Genomic DNA, 18296 nt, shown 5'->3' with positions numbered 1-18296 from the left:
GGTGAAACGTGAAAAAGATAGCCATCCTCCCGCTTTACCAGGCACCGCACTATGCGGAGCAGGTCACCGACTGGCTCTGGCAGGCCTTTGGCGAAGGGCTTTCTCGGGAATTTTTCCACAGCATTATTGAGCACAGCCAGACGCCGGGAGCATTACCGCTGACCTTTATCGCCGTAGAAGACGAACAGCTTGTTGGTACGGTAGGGCTCTGGCGCTGCGATTTGATCACCCGTCAGGATCTCTTTCCGTGGCTGGCGGCGCTCTACGTTGACGACGCGGCGCGAGGCAAGGGACTGGCAGGAAAGCTACAGCAGCATGTTATTTCCTGGGCCGCGCAGGCGGGATATGAAGAACTGCACCTCTGGTCTGCCTGCCGCGACTTCTACGAACGTTACGGCTGGCAGTATATTGGTGATGGGCTGGAATACCCCAACACGAGGGTTCACCTCTATCGTTATTCGCTCTGCGCTTCCGCAGGTGACGCAACGGAGTGACGGCGAACCAGCGTCGGGCTAAACAGATGCGTAATATCCGGCGGCTGGCGCTGTTCAGCCAGCGCTAGCGCCAGCTCGGCGGCCTGCGTCGCCATGGTGATAATCGGGTAGCGCACGGTGGTCAGACGCGGGCGCACATAGCGAGAGACCAACACGTCATCGAAGCCAATCAGCGAAATTTCTGCCGGTACCTCAATCCCGTTGTCATTCAGCACCCCCATTGCCCCCGCGGCCATGGAGTCGTTATAGCTGGCAACCGCCGTGAAATTTCGTCCGCGACCCAGCAGTTCGGTCATGGCCTGTTCACCGCCGCTCTCATCCGGTTCACCGTAGGCCACCAGACGATCGTTACACGGCAGACCGTTTTCACGCAGGGCGTCGTAGTAGCCCTGCAGGCGGTCTTCCGCATCAGAAATCGGGTGATTGGAACAGAGATAGCCAATTCGGGTATGGCCCTGTTGAATCAGATGACGGGTCGCAAGCCAGGCGCCGTAGCGGTCGTCGAGGGCCACACAGCGTTTTTCAAACCCGGGAATAATGCGGTTGATGATCACCATTCCGGGCATCTGCTTCATCAGGTGAATCAGCTCGGCATCCGGGATCATTTTGGCGTGAACTACCAGCGCCGCGCAGCGGTGGCGGATCAGCTGTTCGATGGCCTGGCGTTCTTTTTGCTCATTATGATAGCCATTGCCGATCAGCAAAAAATTACCCGTCTGATAAGAGACCTGTTCAACCGCTTTCACCATGGCGCCGAAAAAGGGGTCGGAAACATCGCCCACCACCAGCCCAATGGTTTCGGTGGACTGCTGGGCGAGCGCGCGGGCATTGGCATTGGGATGATAGTTAAGGGATTCCATGGCGTTTTGTACCGCCTGGCGCGATGCGTCACTGGCTTTCGGTGAATCGTTAATCACGCGGGAGACGGTTGCCACCGACACGCCTGCCAGACGGGCCACATCCTTTATTGTCGCCATTCATTACCTTCTTATTGGGGGTAAGCGTTTACACACCAAATAGTGTTGCGGAAAAGCGCCGCGCATTCAAGGGGAGCGGATTTTCGCTCTCCACAAACGTGACGCAGGACAACACTGGTAGTGTAATCGTTACACGCGCAGTCATGTCTGAAAAATGTCAATCTGAACCTTTGGTTACACTTTGCCTCAGGCTGTTGCGATTGTCTGATAGCGGGAACGTTAACAGGATTGATACAGTCGAGATCCCAGAGGTATTGATTGGTGAGAATTCTTAGTACGGCTTCGTACTCATCTCTTGCACCAACCTGCGCGGATGCGCAGGTTTTTTTTCGCCTCCACTTTTGCTGTCGCTCCCGTATCACTTCTCGTGTAATCTGCCACCATTTACTATCAACCCTCCACACTGGCTGGCAAAGGGAGTTGAGATGCTATTTGGGTTCTTCCGTACACTCTTCCGTATTCTTTTTCGCATCCGCGTCACTGGCGATGCCCAGGCCCTTCGCGGCGAACGCGTTCTTATCACGCCAAATCATGTTTCCTTTATAGACGGCATTCTGCTGGCGCTATTTTTACCCGTGCGCCCGGTGTTTGCGGTCTATACCTCTATCAGCCAGCAGTGGTACATGCGCTGGCTCACGCCGCTGATTGATTTTGTGCCGCTCGACCCGACAAAGCCGATGATGATTAAGCATCTGGTGCGTCTGGTTGAGCAGGGGCGTCCGGTGGTTATTTTCCCGGAAGGGCGTATTTCAGTGACCGGTTCGCTGATGAAAATCTACGACGGCGCGGGGTTTGTTGCCGCGAAATCAAAAGCGACCGTGGTGCCGCTGCGCATTGAAGGCGCAGAGCTAACGCATTTTAGCCGCCTGAAAGGGCTGGTGAAGCAGCGTCTGTTCCCAAAAATCACGCTGCACATTCTGCCGCCCACGTCGTTACCGATGCCGGACGCGCCGCGTGCCCGCGATCGCCGTAAAATCGCCGGGGAAATGCTGCACCAGATTATGATGGAAGCGCGCATGGCCGTGCGCCCGCGCGAAACGCTGTACGAATCTCTGCTTTCCGCGCAGCACCGCTATGGCGCGAAGAAAAACTGCATCGAAGACGTCAACTTTACCCCGGATACCTATCGCAAGCTGCTGACCAAGACCCTGTTTGTGGGCCGCATTCTGGAGAAGTACAGCAAAAAGGGCGAAAAGATTGGCCTGATGCTGCCTAACGCGGGCATCAGCGCGGCGGTGATTTTTGGTGCGGTTTCCCGGGGGCGCATCCCGGCAATGATGAACTACACGGCGGGCGTGAAAGGGTTGACCAGCGCCATCACCGCGGCCCAGATTAATACCGTCTTTACCTCTCGTCAGTTCCTGGACAAAGGCAAGCTCTGGCATCTTCCCGAGCAGCTCACCCAGGTGCGCTGGGTCTTCCTGGAGGATCTGAAAGCGGACGTAACCACCGGCGACAAGCTGTGGATTTTTGCTCACCTGCTGATGCCGCGTCTGGCGCAGGTCAAACAGCAGCCGGAAGATGATGCGATTATCCTCTTCACGTCGGGATCGGAGGGCAACCCGAAAGGCGTCGTCCACAGCCACAAGAGCATTCTGGCGAACGTTGAGCAGATCAAAAGCATTGCCGACTTTACCGCGAATGACCGTTTTATGTCGGCGCTGCCGCTGTTCCACTCCTTTGGCATGACGGTGGGACTCTTTACGCCGCTGCTGACCGGCGCAGAAGTGTTCCTCTATCCAAGCCCGCTGCATTACCGCATTGTGCCTGAGCTGGTGTATGACCGTAACTGCACCGTCCTGTTCGGCACCTCAACGTTCCTCGGCAACTACGCGCGTTTCGCCAATCCGTATGACTTCTATCGCGTGCGGTATGTGGTGGCCGGTGCGGAAAAACTGCAGGATAGCACGCGTCAGATCTGGCAGGACAAGTTTGGCCTGCGCATTCTTGAAGGCTATGGCGTTACCGAATGTGCTCCCGTGGTCTCGATTAACGTACCGATGGCAGCGAAGCCGGGTACGGTGGGCCGAATTCTGCCGGGGATGGACGCGCGTCTGCTGGCCGTGCCGGGCATTGAGGACGGTGGCCGTCTGCAGCTGAAAGGGCCAAACGTGATGAACGGTTATCTGCGCGTGGAAAACCCAGGCGTGCTTGAGGTGCCGACGGCGGAAAACGTCAACGGTGAGGTTGAAACCGGCTGGTACGACACCGGTGATATTGTCCGTTTTGATGAACAAGGCTTTGTACAGATTCAGGGACGCGCGAAACGCTTCGCCAAAATCGCCGGTGAAATGGTCTCTCTGGAAATGGTTGAGCAGCTGGCGACGGCCGTGTCTGCGGATAAGATGCATGCGACGGTGGTGAAGAGTGATGCCAGCAAAGGCGAAGCGCTGGTGCTGTTTACGACCGACGCTGAGCTTAAGCGCGACAGGTTACTGAGCTATGCGCGCGAACACGGTATTCCTGAACTGGCCGTGCCGCGCGATATTCGCTACCTGAAGCAGCTCCCGGCGCTGGGTAGCGGGAAGCCCGATTTCGTGACCCTGAAAGGCATGGTTGAAGAGGCGGAACAGCAAAATGCGTGAGTCAGTACACACTAACACATCGCTCAGGTCGAAAGGCATGATGGCCGTCATCGCTGCGCAGTTTCTCTCTGCGTTCGGTGATAACGCGCTGTTGTTTGCCACGCTGGCGCTGCTGAAGGCCGAGTTTTACCCCGACTGGAGCCAGCCGATCCTGCAGATGGTGTTTGTGGGCGCTTACATTATCTTTGCTCCGTTTGTAGGGCAGGTGGCAGACAGCTTCCCGAAAGGCCGGGTGATGATGTTTGCCAACGCCCTCAAGCTGCTGGGTGCTGCCAGCATTTGCTTTGGCTTCAATCCGTTTATTGGTTACACGCTGGTGGGCATTGGCGCTGCCGCTTACTCCCCGGCGAAGTATGGCATTCTCGGAGAACTGACCACGGGCGATAAGCTGGTGAAAGCCAACGGCCTGATGGAGTCGTCAACCATCGCCGCAATCCTGCTCGGATCCGTCGCGGGCGGCGTACTGGCCGACTGGCATGTCCTGGCGGCACTGGGCATCTGTGCGGTGGTGTATGGCGGGGCAGTTGTGGCGAACCTGTTTATTCCTAAACTACCTGTGGCTCGCCCGGGGCAATCCTGGCGCTTTAAACCGATGACCGGCAGTTTCTTTACCGCCTGTCGCGTGCTGTGGCGTAACGGAGAAACGCGTTTCTCCCTGATGGGAACCAGTATGTTTTGGGGGGCGGGCGTCACGCTGCGCTTCCTGTTGGTGCTGTGGGTGCCGGTGGCGCTTGGAATTACCGACAACGCGACGCCGACCTATCTTAACGCGATGGTGGCCATCGGCATTGTGGTGGGGGCAGGTGCGGCGGCGAAGCTGGTGACGCTCGAGACGGTAGCACGCTGCATGCCCGCGGGGATCCTGATTGGCGTCGTGGTGCTTATTTTCTCGCTGCAACATGCATTATTGCCTGCGTATGTCCTCCTCATCCTGATTGGTATTCTGGGCGGTTTCTTCGTGGTACCGCTAAACGCGTTGCTGCAGGAACGTGGCAAGCAGACCGTCGGGGCGGGGAATGCCATCGCGGTACAAAACTTGGGTGAAAACCTGGCGATGCTGCTAATGCTGGGGCTCTACTCGCTGGCGGTAAAAGTCGGTGTGCCGGTGGTGGGGATTGGCGTCGGGTTTGGTGGGCTGTTTGCGCTGGCGATTGCGGGATTGTGGGGTTGGCAGCGTCGGCGTTGATAAGTGCGGCCTGATGCCCTCACGCCACTCCTCTCCCACAGGGAGAGGAAGCAAACCCTAAAAACGGCAACCTGTGTTGCCGTTTTGCTTTTATTACGGTGCCGGGTATGTGTATACCTGATGCACCGCTTCAATCTCCGCTAACACCTCTTCACTCAGGTTCAGGTGGAAACTCTCAATATTGGTTTTCAGCTGTTCCATCGTGGTCGCGCCCAGCAGGGTGCTGGCAACAAACGGCTGACGTCGCACGAAGGCCAGCGCCATCTGTGCAGGGTCAAGACCATGACGCTTCGCGATATCCACATAGGCGGCAACCGCTTTCTGCGTCTGTTCGCCGCTGTAGCGGGTAAAGCGGCTAAAGAGGGTATTTCGCGCCCCGGCCGGTTTCGCGCCGTTCAGGTATTTCCCCGTCAGCGTGCCAAAGCCGAGACAGGAATAGGCGAGCAGTTCCACTTCTTCATATTGCGTCACTTCGGCCAGACCAACCTCATAGCTACGGTTAAGCAGGCTGTATGGGTTCTGGATGGTGACGATACGCGGCAGATCGTGTTTATCCGCCAGGTGAAGATAGCGCATTACGCCAAAGGCCGTTTCGTTAGAGACGCCAATGTAGCGTATTTTTCCCGCGCGCTGGCACTCGGTCAGCGCTTCCAGGGTTTCCAGCAGCGTTACGGCGGGGGCGCTCTCATTCCAGCTGTAGCCGAGCTTACCAAAGCAGTTGGTTGGCCGCTGCGGCCAGTGCACCTGATACAGATCGAGGTAGTCGGTTTGCAGGCGCTTCAGGCTGGCGTCCAGTGCGGCGCGGATATTCTTGCGATCGAGGATCTGATTCGGGCGGATCCCGGTATCGTTGTTGCGCGCGGGGCCACTGACTTTGGAGGCAATCACCAGCTTTTCACGGTTGCCGTGTTTTGCCAGCCAGTTACCGACGTAGGTTTCGGTAAGTCCCTGCGTTTCCGGACGTGGTGGAACAGGGTACATCTCTGCAACATCAATCAGGTTAATCCCCTGGCTGACGGCGTAATCGAGTTGTGCATGGGCATCGGCTTCGCTGTTTTGTTCACCAAATGTCATCGTGCCCAACCCCAGTTGGCTAATTTCCAGAGCGCTGTGGGGGATATGGTGATAATGCATAGCCGGCTTCCTCAGTAGACATATAAACCGCGTCAGGGCGTACCCGACAAAGGAATATAAACATGGCAGAGGGGAAGCAAAAGGGGAAGAAAAAAATCAAAAAGGCCAGCAAGCGACTGACCTCTCTCTGTTTATCGCTCGATAATTTGCGATACTTCGTCGCGATTGATCTGCATTTTATTGCCTTCCTGGTCGCGGTAGCTGACCAGACCGGTATCATCGTCGACTTCGGGTTTGCCGTCGGTCAGGATCATTCGACCATCTTTTGTCGCCATGACGTAATCGCTGCTACAGCCCGATACGGCAAACGCTAAACCGACTGCTGAAACTAACACTGCCCATTTTTTCATCGTTATCGTCCTCATCTGGCTCGTATCAAATCATAGTTTAGTTTTAACCCGATATGGCAACAGGAGGAAGCGGTAAAATCTTAAAAACCAGCTGATTATGTTTGAGAGCTCGCAAAATAAGTAAAAAACTATGTTTTTAGAAGAAAATGGCGAGCAAGAAGCGCGCCGGTGAAGTTCTTTTTGAGATAAAAACCGCGCGGCAACGTTAGTATCGGCTCACCCTTCGAGCCGATTGCCTCGGTAAGCGCTTTGCTGTTAGCCGCTTTCGGGCGCAGCTGTAATACTTCTCCGTGCCGGGCGGTGATGCGCTCTACCTGCCCAAGCACGATCATGTCCATCAGCTCCTCCCAGTCCAGACGCAGCTGTTGCTCCTCATCGTCGTTTGGGCTCCAGAGCAGCGGCGCGCCAACGCGACGGTCAGCCAGGGGGATCTGACGCTCACCTTCGACCGGCACCCACAACACGCGCTTCAGCTTGTGACGAACGTGGCTGGTTTCCCACGTCACGCCGGTGTTGCCGGTTAGTGGCGCAACGCAGACGAAGGTGGTCTCAAGCGGTTTACCCTGGCTGTCTATGGGGATGGTTTTTAACTCCACGCCAAGCGCTGCAAAATCCTGCTCGGGTTTGCTCCCTGCGCTGGCACCTAGCCACATTTCAAGCAGCATGCCGATCCAGCCTTTATCCCGTTTCAGATCCTTCGGGATCTGAAGCCCTGCCATTGCCGCCAGCTCGCCAAGCGAAAAGCCTGCAAGACGCTGTGCCTGCTGTAGCAACTGGCCCTCGCTGGACGGCGGTGAGAGCAAGGGTGTAAGCGGATGCATGAAGGTAACCTTTTGATTAAAAAATAAACGAAGAAATTGTTCCCTGTGGATAGAGTTTAACTATTTCTGTACCAATATTCCATGTGTATGATTTATATGTTTTTTTAGTGGTTTGAAATCGTTTCATCTGAGGCGGAAAACTGGTTGTTCAAATCTGGTCACTGACAATGAACAGGATCTTACACCATGTTATCCACAGAAAAATGGGATAACTGGGCATAACCCTGACTACTGTTTCAATTTACAGCCTTGACGTGCGATGAAATTCGAATTTTCAAACAAATTGTGACTAACTTATTGGCACAATCTGTGGATAAAACCGACGCTGTTCGATCTTTCATCAGCACGACGATCCCTGATGTGACGATCGTCACGATATTCTGCTTTTGGTTCATGGAAATACATTTAACATTATGAAAAATATTAAGTTATTTAACTGTTGTGAAAGCGGTGGCAAGGCAGGGTTTGAGGTTGTTCATCGGTAATCAGGCACTTCTTCACAACTATATCCACAGAAAAGGTGAATAAAATTCCCTTCACCACCTATCATCTGTTTATAACTCAGCACTTATTTGTGAGTTATTCAAATGTTATTAGGCTGCAGCCCTGTAAGAGAGTGGTTTACCGCCTCCCTGTAGTGTGAAACAATCATTCATATATAAGGTTTAGTTTGGGGTAGTCCGGTGATTGATGACGATGGCTACCGCCCGAACGTAGGAATAGTAATTTGTAATCGTCAGGGCCAGGTAATGTGGGCCCGGCGATATGGTCAGCACTCCTGGCAGTTCCCTCAAGGCGGGATCAATCCGGGAGAGTCCCCAGAACAAGCGATGTACCGGGAGCTTTTTGAAGAGGTCGGTTTAAGCCGAAAAGATGTTCGCATCCTGGCTTCGACCCGCAACTGGTTGCGTTACAAGTTACCGAAACGTTTGGTGCGTTGGGACACAAAGCCGGTTTGTATCGGCCAGAAACAGAAGTGGTTTCTGTTGCAGTTGGTGGGCAACGATTCAGACATCAATATGCAAACCAGCAGTACGCCGGAGTTCGATGGCTGGCGCTGGGTGAGCTATTGGTATCCTGTTCGTCAGGTCGTGTCATTTAAACGCGATGTTTACCGTAGGGTGATGAAAGAGTTTGCAAGTGTGGTAATGCAGCTTCAGGAGGTCCCGCCTAAGCCGCAGAACGCACCTGCATGGCGACGTAAAAGAGGTTAAGCTACGCAAATCATGCTCACCCGCTTGCGAGAAATAGTCGAGAAGGTGGCCAGTGCTCCGCGTCTGAACGAGGCGCTGAATATTCTGGTCACTGACATCTGTCTTGCGATGGAGACCGAAGTCTGTTCGGTGTATCTGGCCGACCACGATCGGCGCTGCTATTACCTGATGGCGACCCGTGGTTTGAAAAAACCACGTGGACGCACCGTCACGCTCGCATTTGATGAAGGTATCGTGGGCCTGGTTGGGCGGCTGGCTGAACCCATCAACCTTGCTGACGCGCAAAAACACCCCAGCTTTAAATACATCCCTTCCGTAAAAGAAGAGCGATTCCGCGCTTTCCTTGGCGTGCCGATTATCCAGCGTCGCCAGCTGCTCGGCGTGCTGGTCGTCCAGCAGCGCGAGCTACGTCAGTACGATGAAAGCGAAGAGTCTTTCCTCGTCACGCTGGCCACGCAGATGGCGGCGATCCTCTCCCAGTCCCAGCTTGCCGCGCTCTTTGGTCAATATCGCCATACGCGCATTCGTGCCCTTCCTGCATCGCCGGGCGTAGCGATTGCTGAAGGCTGGATGGACGCCACGCTGCCGCTGATGGAGCAGGTTTACGAAGCCTCTACGCTAGATGAAGCGCTTGAGCGAGAGCGTCTTACCGCCGCGCTGGAAGAGGCGGCGAATGAATTTCGTCGTTACAGCAAGCGCTTTGCCGCAGGCGCACAGAAAGAGACGGCGGCCATCTTCGACCTCTATTCGCACCTGCTCTCCGACGCGCGTCTGCGTCGTGAGCTGTTTGCGGAGGTGGATAAAGGCTCGGTCGCAGAGTGGGCGGTTAAGAAGGTCATCGAAAAATTTGCCGATCAATTTGCGGCACTTACCGACGGTTACCTGAAAGAACGGGCTGGCGATCTCCGTGCCCTGGGACAACGTCTGCTGTTCCATCTTGATGACACCATTCAGGGGCCGAATGCCTGGCCAAAACGGTTTGTTCTGGTCGCCGATGAACTCTCGGCAACGACGCTGGCTGAACTGCCTCAGGACAGGCTGGCCGGTGTGGTGGTGCGCGATGGCGCCGCCAACTCGCATGCCGCCATTATGGTGCGCGCGCTGGGTATCCCAACCGTTATGGGCGCGGATATCCAGCCGTCGGTGCTGCACCGCCGGCTGGGTATCCCAACCGTTATGGGCGCGGATATCCAGCCGTCGGTGCTGCACCGCCGTACGCTGGTCGTTGACGGCTATCGCGGTGAGCTGCTGGTCGATCCTGAGCCGGTTCTGCTCCAGGAATATCAGCGCCTTATCAGCGAAGAGAATGAATTAAGCAAGCTGGCGGAAGATGACGTTAACCTGCCCGCACAGCTTAAGAGCGGAGAGCGGATCAAAGTCATGCTCAACGCCGGTTTAAGCCCTGAGCATGAAGAAAAGCTTGGCAGCCGCATCGACGGTATTGGCCTGTACCGTACTGAAATCCCGTTCATGCTGCAGAGCGGTTTCCCCTCCGAAGAGGAGCAGGTGGCGCAGTATCAGGGGATGCTGCAGATGTTTAACGACAAACCTGTCACCCTGCGAACCCTGGATGTCGGCGCGGATAAACAGCTGCCCTATATGCCGATCAGCGAAGAAAACCCGTGCCTGGGCTGGCGTGGGATCCGCATTACGCTCGATCAGCCGGAGATCTTCCTGATCCAGGTGCGTGCGATGCTGCGCGCCAACGCGGCGACGGGCAATCTCAGCATTTTACTTCCGATGGTCACCAGCATTGATGAGATCGACGAGTCCCGGCGACTGATCGAGCGTGCAGGCCGTGAAGTGGAAGAGATGATCGGCTATGCGATCCCGAAACCGCGGATCGGGGTGATGCTTGAAGTGCCGTCTATGGTCTTTATGCTGCCGCAGCTGGCAAACCGTGTTGATTTTATCTCTGTCGGCACGAACGACCTGACGCAATATATCCTGGCCGTTGACCGTAACAACACCCGCGTGGCCAGTATCTACGACAGCCTGCATCCGGCGATCATTCGCGCGTTAGCGATGATTGCCCGTGAAGCGGAACAGTACGGCATTGATTTACGCCTGTGCGGTGAAATGGCCGGGGATTCCATGTGCGTTGCGATCCTGATTGGTCTGGGATACCGCCATCTGTCGATGAACGGTCGCGCTGTCGCCCGCGTGAAGTACCTGCTGCGGCATATCGACATCAACGATGCCCGCGAGCTGGCTGAACGTAGCCTTGACGCGCAGCTTGCCGCTGAGGTTCGTCATCAGGTCGCGGCGTTTATGGAACGACGCGGTATGGGCGGCCTGATCCGCGGTGGCCGCTAGTTCTCTCTGCCCTCTCCCTGTGGGTGAGGGCATCAGCGCACTCAAAACCCTATACACATCTTTTACATCTCTGGCGCATCCTCCGCGCCCGCCTTGTGCTATGATTCGCAACTTTGGAGCCTCTGCTTACGGCAGAATCGCATTTCTACCGCTGTCCACTTTCAGCGGAATAACAACATCTTGTGGTGACAGATGAACAGTGGTTATCTGCATTTTCCGGAATTTGATCCGGTCATTTTCTCAGTAGGACCTGTTTCGCTTCACTGGTACGGTCTGATGTACCTGGTGGGCTTCATTTTTGCCATGTGGCTTGCCGGCCGTCGCGCCAGTCGTCCGGGCAGCGGCTGGACGAAAAACGAAGTTGAAAACCTGCTCTATGCGGGTTTCCTCGGCGTGTTCCTCGGTGGCCGCATTGGGTACGTGCTGTTCTATAACTTCCCGGTATTCCTGAACGATCCGCTCTATCTGTTCCGCGTCTGGGACGGCGGCATGTCCTTCCACGGCGGCCTGATTGGGGTGATCCTGGTGATGGTGATTTTTGCCAAACGCACCAAACGCAACTTCTTCCAGGTTTCAGATTTTATCGCACCGCTGATCCCGTTTGGTCTCGGCGCTGGCCGTCTGGGCAACTTTATCAACGGTGAGCTGTGGGGCCGCGTCGACCCGAGCGTGCCGTATACGATGCTCTTCCCGGGCTCCCGCGCAGAAGATATCGCGCTGCTGCCATCACATCCGGAGTGGCAGTCCATTTTCGATACCTACGGCGTGCTGCCGCGCCATATGTCTCAGCTGTACGAGCTGGCGCTGGAAGGCGTGGTGCTGTTTATCATCCTCAACCTGTTTATCCGCAAACCGCGTCCGATGGGCGCTGTCTCCGGCCTGTTCCTGATCGGCTACGGCGCATTCCGTATTATCGTCGAGTTCTTCCGTCAGCCTGACGCACAGTTTACCGGCGAATGGGTACAGTACATCAGCATGGGGCAGATCCTCTCCATTCCGATGATTGTCGCGGGTGCCATTATGATGATTTGGGCGTATCGTCGTCGTCCACAGCAACAAATTTCCTGAGGAACCATGAAACAGTATCTTGAATTGATGAAAAAAGTGCTCGACGAGGGCACGCCGAAAAACGACCGCACCGGCACCGGTACGCTCTCTATTTTTGGCCACCAGATGCGCTTCAATCTGCAAGAAGGCTTCCCACTGGTGACGACAAAGCGCTGCCACCTGCGCTCGATCATTCATGAACTGCTCTGGTTCCTGCAAGGCGATACCAACGTTGCGTATCTGCACGAAAATAACGTCTCAATCTGGGACGAGTGGGCAGATGAAAATGGCAACCTGGGCCCGGTTTACGGCAAGCAGTGGCGCGCCTGGCCAACGCCTGATGGTCGCCATATTGACCAGATCACCACCGTGATGAACCAGCTGAAAAACGATCCGGACTCGCGCCGAATCATCGTTTCCGCCTGGAACGTCGGCGAGCTGGATAAAATGGCGCTGGCACCGTGCCACGCGTTCTTCCAGTTCTATGTGGCGGATGGAAAGCTTTCCTGCCAGCTCTATCAGCGCTCCTGTGACGTGTTCCTCGGCCTGCCGTTTAACATTGCCAGCTATGCGCTGTTGGTCCACATGATGGCGCAGCAGTGCGATCTGGAAGTGGGCGATTTTGTCTGGACCGGTGGGGACACCCATCTTTACAGCAACCATATGGAACAGACGCATCTCCAGCTGACCCGCGAACCGCGTGCGCTGCCGAAGCTGATTATCAAGCGCAAACCGGCATCAATCTTCGATTACCGCTTTGATGATTTCGAGATTGAGGGTTATGACCCGCATCCGGGCATCAAAGCGCCTGTCGCTATCTGATGCGATAAAGCGTGACACAACCGGTGCTCTTTAGCGCCGGTTTTTTTTCGCCTTTATCCCGTTTCCCGAAGCGCTATCCAGAAAGCGTGCAACGCGCTGCAACACTCCTGATTCTCCGGATAATGCCTCGTAAAACGAGGATCCGTCGCTCGTCATGTTCACCGCGCTTCGCCACACTCCCGGTATGAAAAAAGAGAACGGTTTTACGCTTATCGAAACGCTGGTCGCGATTTCGCTTGTCGTTATCCTCAGCGCCTCAGGGCTTTACGGCTGGGACAGCTGGCAGCGGCAGCAGCGGCTGTGGCAAACCGCCAGTCAGGTACGAGATTACCTGCTGTTTCTGCGCAATCATGCCAACCGCTACAACCGCGACCATCAAATTACCCGTCGGCGGGTGGGGGGGCGGGACTGTCTGGTGAGCTCTGCCGCGCAAGGCTGTGAGAAGGGCAGTCCCTTTGTGCTGATACCACTCTGGCCTGAGGTCGCGATCGGCGAGGTCACGCCGTCGCTCGCGTTCTATGGATTAAAGGATACGGCATGGGCAGGGCGGATACGCGTTCAGAGCCGTGCAGGAGAATGGCTGATTATTGTCTCAAATGGAGGACGCATCAGGATGTGTAAGGTCTCTGCGGGAGGTTCATGTCGATGAAGCAGCGAGGTTTCTCACTGACTGAAGTTCTGATTGCCACGGCGATTAGCAGCCTCCTGCTGATATGCGCATCGCGTTTTTTACCCGGCTTGCAGCGGGCGGTCTTAGGGCAATCTGGCCAGAGACAACTGGAGGAAGAGGTCTGGCACCACCTGTTTGCCCTGGGCAAACAGCTTCAGCGTGCAGGGTACTGCGCGGGAAACTGTCAGGGACAGGCGCTGGTGACCGCGAGGCTTGGAGGTTGCGTCATTGTGCGGTGGGATGCCAACAGTAACGGCAGCTGGGATAACAGCTCATCAGAAAATGACAGCACTGGTTTTCGACTGGAGTCTGGTGCGCTTGAAACCCAGCGTGGAGCGACCTCCTGTGAAGGAAAAGGATGGGAAAAGCTCACGGACCCTGACAGGCTAGCGATCACGCATTTTGTGGTGAGGACAGTTGAACATGCCGGTTTTGCGCCAGAGGTGAATATCGAACTGGCGGCGATTCGTAAAGGCGAGCAGGGGGAGCCCTGGCAGGCGTTGTATACGGTCACGGGGTACAACCTGTGAATCGTCAACGCGGCATGTCTTCGCTGGCGATGGTTCTGCTTTTACTGGTGCTCGGTACCCTGATCCTCACCGGTCTCAATCAGCAGCTCACAACCTTTAGCGCGCTCGTTGGCGGTGAGAAAAGTTCGATTCAGCAGCAGGCGACGGTGCAGTCCGCGCTTGAGTGGGGACGAGTTCAGAGCTGGTCGTCGGAGCCACAGGTTCAGTGCAAAATGACACCGGCGTGGCGAGTGTGTTTGCGCCAGTTGAATGGAGCGCGTGTGTTACTGATTGCCGGAGACAGCTACCTGCTGCTCTGGCGCGCAGGAGAGATTGTCGACGGGAATGTTCGCTTTTCGCCTCACGGCTGGAGTGATTTTTGTCCCCTTAAGGAGAGTGCGTTATGTCAGCTGCCGTGAGCAGAGAAAAAGGGTTTAGCATGGTTGAGGTACTGCTGGCGATGATGCTGCTGGTGATCGTCGTGACGGCTCTGTCGGGTTATCACCGGGCGCTGGCGGCGCGGTTCACCCTGTTTAACCAGTATCGCCAGCTCTGGCACCATGCCTGGAATCAGTCTCAGCTCTCAACAAATGTTCTCCCGGCAGGTTGGCAGGCCAGTCGGGGGCAGACAACGCACGCAGGATGTGTCAGCATCACGGTCACACTTATTTCTCCTCTGGGGCGGCGCGGTGAGATAACGCGTCTGCATTGCCCGGTTAGCCAGTAGTCGGGAGCGTTTATGTTAAGGGTCTACCACTCAAATCGTCTGGATGTGCTGGAAGCGCTGATGGAATTTATCGTAGAGCACGAGCGGCTTGACGATCCTTTTGAGCCTGAAATGGTGCTGGTGCAGAGCACCGGTATGGCACAGTGGCTGCAAATGTCGCTTTCCCGTAAATTTGGCATAGCCGCAAATATTGATTTCCCGCTGCCCGCGAGCTTTATCTGGGAGATGTTTGTGCGCGTGTTACCGGACATCCCGGAGCAGAGCGCCTTCAACAAACAAGGCATGAGCTGGAAGCTCATGGCGCTGCTGCCGGAAATGCTGCAGCACGATGAATTCGCCATGCTGCGCCACTACCTCAATGACGATAACTATAAGCGCAAGTTGTTCCAGCTGGCGTCGCGCACCGCCGATCTCTACGACCAATACCTTGTTTACCGTTCTGACTGGTTAATTCGTTGGGAAGCGGGCGAGTTGGTTGAAGGGCTACCGGAGGCGCAAATATGGCAGGCACCGCTGTGGAAAGCGCTGGTAGAACACACGGAGAAACTTGGGCAGCCTAAGTGGCACCGTGCCAACCTGTACGAGCGGTTTATCTCAATACTCGAGAATGCCCCGGAGCGCCCGGCCCGACTGCCGTCACGCGTTTTTATCTGCGGGATATCCGCATTACCGCCTGTTTATCTGAAGGCGTTGAACGCGCTGGGTAAACATATTGATATCCATATTTTGTTCACCAACCCTTGCCGACAGTATTGGGGGGATATACTCGACGAACGTTGGCTTGCGCGGCTGGTAACTCGCCAGCGAAAGCGTCTTTTTGAAGAACGTTCCGTCCCGCTGTTTAAAGACGGCTCGACTGCCGGTCAGCTTTTTGATGAAGACGGTATCCAGAACCTGCCCAATCCACTGCTTGCCTCGTGGGGGAAGCTGGGGCGTGACTACATTCACATGCTTTCAGACATCACTTCATCAGGCGAAGGCGACGTGGATGCCTTTGTCGATATTACCCCGGATAGCCTGCTGCATCATATTCAGCTGGATATCCTCGATCTGGAAAACCGTGCCGTGATGGGCGTGACGGCGAAAGAATTCGAACGTAGCGACAGCAAGCGCAAGCTGGATGCTGACGATCGCAGCGTCACGATCCATGTTTGCCATAGCCCTCAGCGTGAGGTCGAAGTGCTTCACGACCAGCTGCTGGCGATGCTGCAGGACGATCCCGAACTGACGCCACGCGATATTGTGGTGATGGTGGCGGATATCGACAGCTACAGTCCCTTCATTCAGGCTGTCTTTGGTAGTGCGACGGGCGAGCGATATCTGCCTTACGCTATCTCTGACCGTCGTGCCCGCCAGTCGCATCCGGCACTGCAGGCCTTTATCACTCTGCTTTCACTGCCGGATAGCCGCTTTATCTCCGAAGATGTCCTGGCGTTACTGGATGTTCCCGTGCTGGCTGCACGCTTCAGCATCACTGAAGAGGGGCTGCGCTACCTTCGTCAGTGGGTGAACGAATCTGGCGTTCGTTGGGGGATCGATGACGATAACGTTCAGGAGTTCGAACTTCCTCCTACCGGGCAGCATACTTGGCGTTTTGGCCTGACGCGTATGCTGCTGGGCTACGCCATGGAGAGCAGCCAGGGCGAGTGGAATGAGGTGCTGCCTTACGATGAGTCCAGCGGGTTAATTGCTGAACTGGTGGGGCATTTAGCGTCACTCCTGATGCAGCTTAACCGCTGGCGACACGAGCTGATGCAGCCGCGTCCGCTTGAAGCGTGGCTCCCGGTTTGCAGGGCATTGCTAAATGATTTCTTCCTGCCAGACAGTGACACCGAAGCGGCAATGGCACTGATTGAAACGCAGTGGCAGGCGATCATCGATGAAGGCGTGAACTCCCACTATCAGGAGGCCATCCCGCTTTCGCTGTTGAGAGATGAGCTAACGCAGCGGCTCGATCAGGAGCGAATCAGCCAGCGTTTCCTTGCTGGCCCCATCAATATCTGCACCCTGATGCCAATGCGTTCTATCCCGTTTAAAGTGGTCTGTCTGCTTGGCATGAACGACGGCGTCTATCCGCGCGCGCTGGCACCGCTGGGGTTCGATTTGATGAGCGCAGATCCAAAACGGGGTGACCGTAGCCGCCGCGATGATGATCGTTACCTCTTCCTTGAGGCGCTCATTTCCGCCCAGAGTAAGCTCTATATCAGCTATATCGGCCGTTCCATTCAGGACAACAGCGAGCGTTTTCCCTCTGTTCTGGTGCAGGAGCTGGTGGACTATATCGGCCAGAGTCACTATCTGCCTGGGGATGAAGAGCGCAACTGCGATGAAAGCGAGAAGAGGGTGAAAGCCCATATCACCTGTTTCCACAGCCGCATGCCGTTTGACCCGGTGAACTATACGCCCAGCGAGCGCCAGAGCTATGCGCAGGAGTGGCTACCGGCGGCGAAAAAGGAGGGGAATGCGCATACCGATTTCATTCAGGAGCTTGACCCGCGCCCTGTCGATACCCTGACCTTCGAACAGCTTCAGCGGTTTTGGGCGCATCCGGTGCGCGCCTTCTTCCAGCAGCGATTGCAGGTCAACTTCCGTTCTGAAGAGAGTGAAATTCCTGATGCAGAGCCTTTTACGCTGGAAGGGCTGGAGCGCTATCAGCTAAACCTCCAACTGCTGAATGCGCTGGTTGAAGAAGAAGATGCTGACAGACTTTACCGCCGCTATCGTGCTGCAGGGCAGCTGCCCTATGGGGCGTTCGGGGAAATTGTCTGGGAGGCGCAGTGTCAGGAGATGACCGCCCTGGCAGAGCGCGTAAGAGCGTGCCGGCAGCCGGGCAAAAGTATTGAAATCGATCTCAACTGCAATGGCGTAGAGCTTACGGGCTGGTTAACCCAGGTTCAGCCGGACGGGCTGCTGCGCTGGCGGCCTTCTATGCTTAGCGTTTCACAGGGTTTGCAACTCTGGCTGGAACATCTTGTCTACAGTGCGGATGGTCATAAAGGTGAAAGTCGGATATTCGTGCGCAAAGAGGGCGAATGGCGCTTCCCGCCGATGGAAGCAGAGCAGGCGTTAGGTTATCTGTCTATGTACATTGAAGGCTACCGTCAGGGAATGAATAAACCGCTCCTGCTGCTGCCGGAAAGCGGCGGTGCCTGGATAAAAGCCTGTTATGACGCGCAGAATGATGCGATGTTAACGGATGAGGCGTCACTGCAGAAAGCGCGCAGTAAATTTATGCAGGCCTACGAAGGAAACATGATGGTGCGGGGCGAAGGTGAAGATGTCTGGTATCAGCGCTTATGGCGAACGCTTGAGCCAGAGTACTTTGAGGCCATCACGGAAGAGGCGCAGCGCTACCTGCTGCCGTTGTTTAAATATAATCAGTCCTGAGCGCTGTATAAAAATTGCGCAGCATAGGGTGTTCATTTATGATGCACTTCTTATCAC

General features: G+C 55.6%; 16 protein-coding genes. 12 read left to right on the top strand and 4 right to left on the bottom strand.

What is annotated here, in order from left to right:
- Window positions 1–17 precede the first annotated feature (17 nt).
- Entirely contained in the window at window positions 18–494 is a 477-nt protein-coding gene (locus F0320_RS17520; RefSeq protein ID WP_033146583.1) for a GNAT family N-acetyltransferase, read from the top strand.
- On the opposite strand, the gene galR is transcribed toward F0320_RS17520, so the two are convergent.
- Window positions 455–1471, bottom strand: a complete 1017-nt coding sequence (gene galR / locus F0320_RS17515; RefSeq protein ID WP_047650225.1) for an HTH-type transcriptional regulator GalR — start codon at window positions 1469–1471, stop codon at window positions 455–457. The genes F0320_RS17520 and galR overlap by 40 nt on opposite strands.
- Window positions 1472–1896: 425 nt before the next feature.
- Between galR and aas the strand changes: the two genes are divergently transcribed.
- Entirely contained in the window at window positions 1897–4056 is a 2160-nt protein-coding gene (aas, locus tag F0320_RS17510; protein WP_126329680.1) for a bifunctional acyl-ACP--phospholipid O-acyltransferase/long-chain-fatty-acid--ACP ligase, read from the top strand.
- Window positions 4049–5242 (top strand): lysophospholipid transporter LplT, encoded by a 1194-nt coding sequence (lplT, locus tag F0320_RS17505; protein ID WP_126329678.1) that lies wholly within the window; start codon window positions 4049–4051, stop codon window positions 5240–5242. The genes aas and lplT overlap by 8 nt, the downstream gene beginning before the upstream one ends.
- Before the next feature lie 93 nt (window positions 5243–5335).
- On the opposite strand, the gene F0320_RS17500 is transcribed toward lplT, so the two are convergent.
- From F0320_RS17500 to mutH, 3 genes are all read right to left on the bottom strand, one after another.
- Window positions 5336–6376, bottom strand: a complete 1041-nt coding sequence (locus tag F0320_RS17500; RefSeq protein ID WP_126329676.1) for an NADP(H)-dependent aldo-keto reductase — start codon at window positions 6374–6376, stop codon at window positions 5336–5338.
- A 131-nt stretch (window positions 6377–6507) separates the two neighbouring features.
- Window positions 6508–6726: a YgdI/YgdR family lipoprotein gene (locus tag F0320_RS17495; RefSeq protein ID WP_008499668.1), complete on the bottom strand. Its 219-nt coding sequence runs from the start codon at window positions 6724–6726 to the stop codon at window positions 6508–6510.
- Between the two features lie 128 nt (window positions 6727–6854).
- A complete protein-coding gene (gene mutH, locus F0320_RS17490; protein WP_126329674.1) occupies window positions 6855–7547 on the bottom strand; it encodes a DNA mismatch repair endonuclease MutH in 693 nt (230 codons plus the stop codon).
- A 683-nt stretch (window positions 7548–8230) separates the two neighbouring features.
- Between mutH and rppH the strand changes: the two genes are divergently transcribed.
- From rppH to recC, 9 genes are all read left to right on the top strand, one after another.
- On the top strand, window positions 8231–8761 hold the full coding sequence (gene rppH, locus F0320_RS17485) for an RNA pyrophosphohydrolase (RefSeq protein ID WP_126329672.1): 531 nt from the start codon (window positions 8231–8233) through the stop codon (window positions 8759–8761).
- 12 nt (window positions 8762–8773) lie between these two features.
- Entirely contained in the window at window positions 8774–11077 is a 2304-nt protein-coding gene (gene ptsP / locus F0320_RS17480; protein WP_149323917.1) for a phosphoenolpyruvate--protein phosphotransferase, read from the top strand.
- Window positions 11078–11269: 192 nt separating this feature from the next.
- The gene (gene lgt, locus F0320_RS17475) at window positions 11270–12145 is read left to right on the top strand and encodes a prolipoprotein diacylglyceryl transferase (protein WP_023309046.1); all 876 of its coding nucleotides are present in this window, start codon (window positions 11270–11272) and stop codon (window positions 12143–12145) included.
- 6 nt (window positions 12146–12151) lie between these two features.
- On the top strand, window positions 12152–12946 hold the full coding sequence (gene thyA / locus F0320_RS17470) for a thymidylate synthase (protein ID WP_014885081.1): 795 nt from the start codon (window positions 12152–12154) through the stop codon (window positions 12944–12946).
- A gap of 184 nt (window positions 12947–13130) precedes the next feature.
- Complete coding sequence (locus tag F0320_RS17465) at window positions 13131–13595, top strand: prepilin peptidase-dependent protein (RefSeq protein ID WP_126329751.1); 465 nt, start codon at window positions 13131–13133, stop codon at window positions 13593–13595.
- Complete coding sequence (locus F0320_RS17460) at window positions 13586–14146, top strand: prepilin peptidase-dependent protein (protein ID WP_126329670.1); 561 nt, start codon at window positions 13586–13588, stop codon at window positions 14144–14146. Before F0320_RS17465 ends, F0320_RS17460 begins: the two co-directional genes overlap by 10 nt.
- The gene (locus F0320_RS17455; protein ID WP_126329668.1) at window positions 14143–14544 is read left to right on the top strand and encodes a DUF2509 family protein; all 402 of its coding nucleotides are present in this window, start codon (window positions 14143–14145) and stop codon (window positions 14542–14544) included. The genes F0320_RS17460 and F0320_RS17455 overlap by 4 nt, the downstream gene beginning before the upstream one ends.
- Window positions 14529–14852, top strand: a complete 324-nt coding sequence (locus F0320_RS17450) for a prepilin-type N-terminal cleavage/methylation domain-containing protein (RefSeq protein WP_059446909.1) — start codon at window positions 14529–14531, stop codon at window positions 14850–14852. The genes F0320_RS17455 and F0320_RS17450 overlap by 16 nt, the downstream gene beginning before the upstream one ends.
- A gap of 12 nt (window positions 14853–14864) precedes the next feature.
- Window positions 14865–18239 carry an exodeoxyribonuclease V subunit gamma gene (recC, locus tag F0320_RS17445; protein WP_126329666.1) on the top strand — a complete coding sequence of 1125 codons (3375 nt, stop codon included), beginning with the start codon at window positions 14865–14867 and terminating at the stop codon, window positions 18237–18239.
- Window positions 18240–18296 lie beyond the last annotated feature (57 nt).

Origin of the sequence: Enterobacter dykesii, assembly GCF_008364625.2 — a bacterium.
Classification (GTDB): Bacteria; Pseudomonadota; Gammaproteobacteria; order Enterobacterales; family Enterobacteriaceae; genus Enterobacter; species Enterobacter dykesii.
Note: the sequence above shows the minus strand (reverse complement) of the source record. Positions and strands in the feature narration are given on the sequence as shown.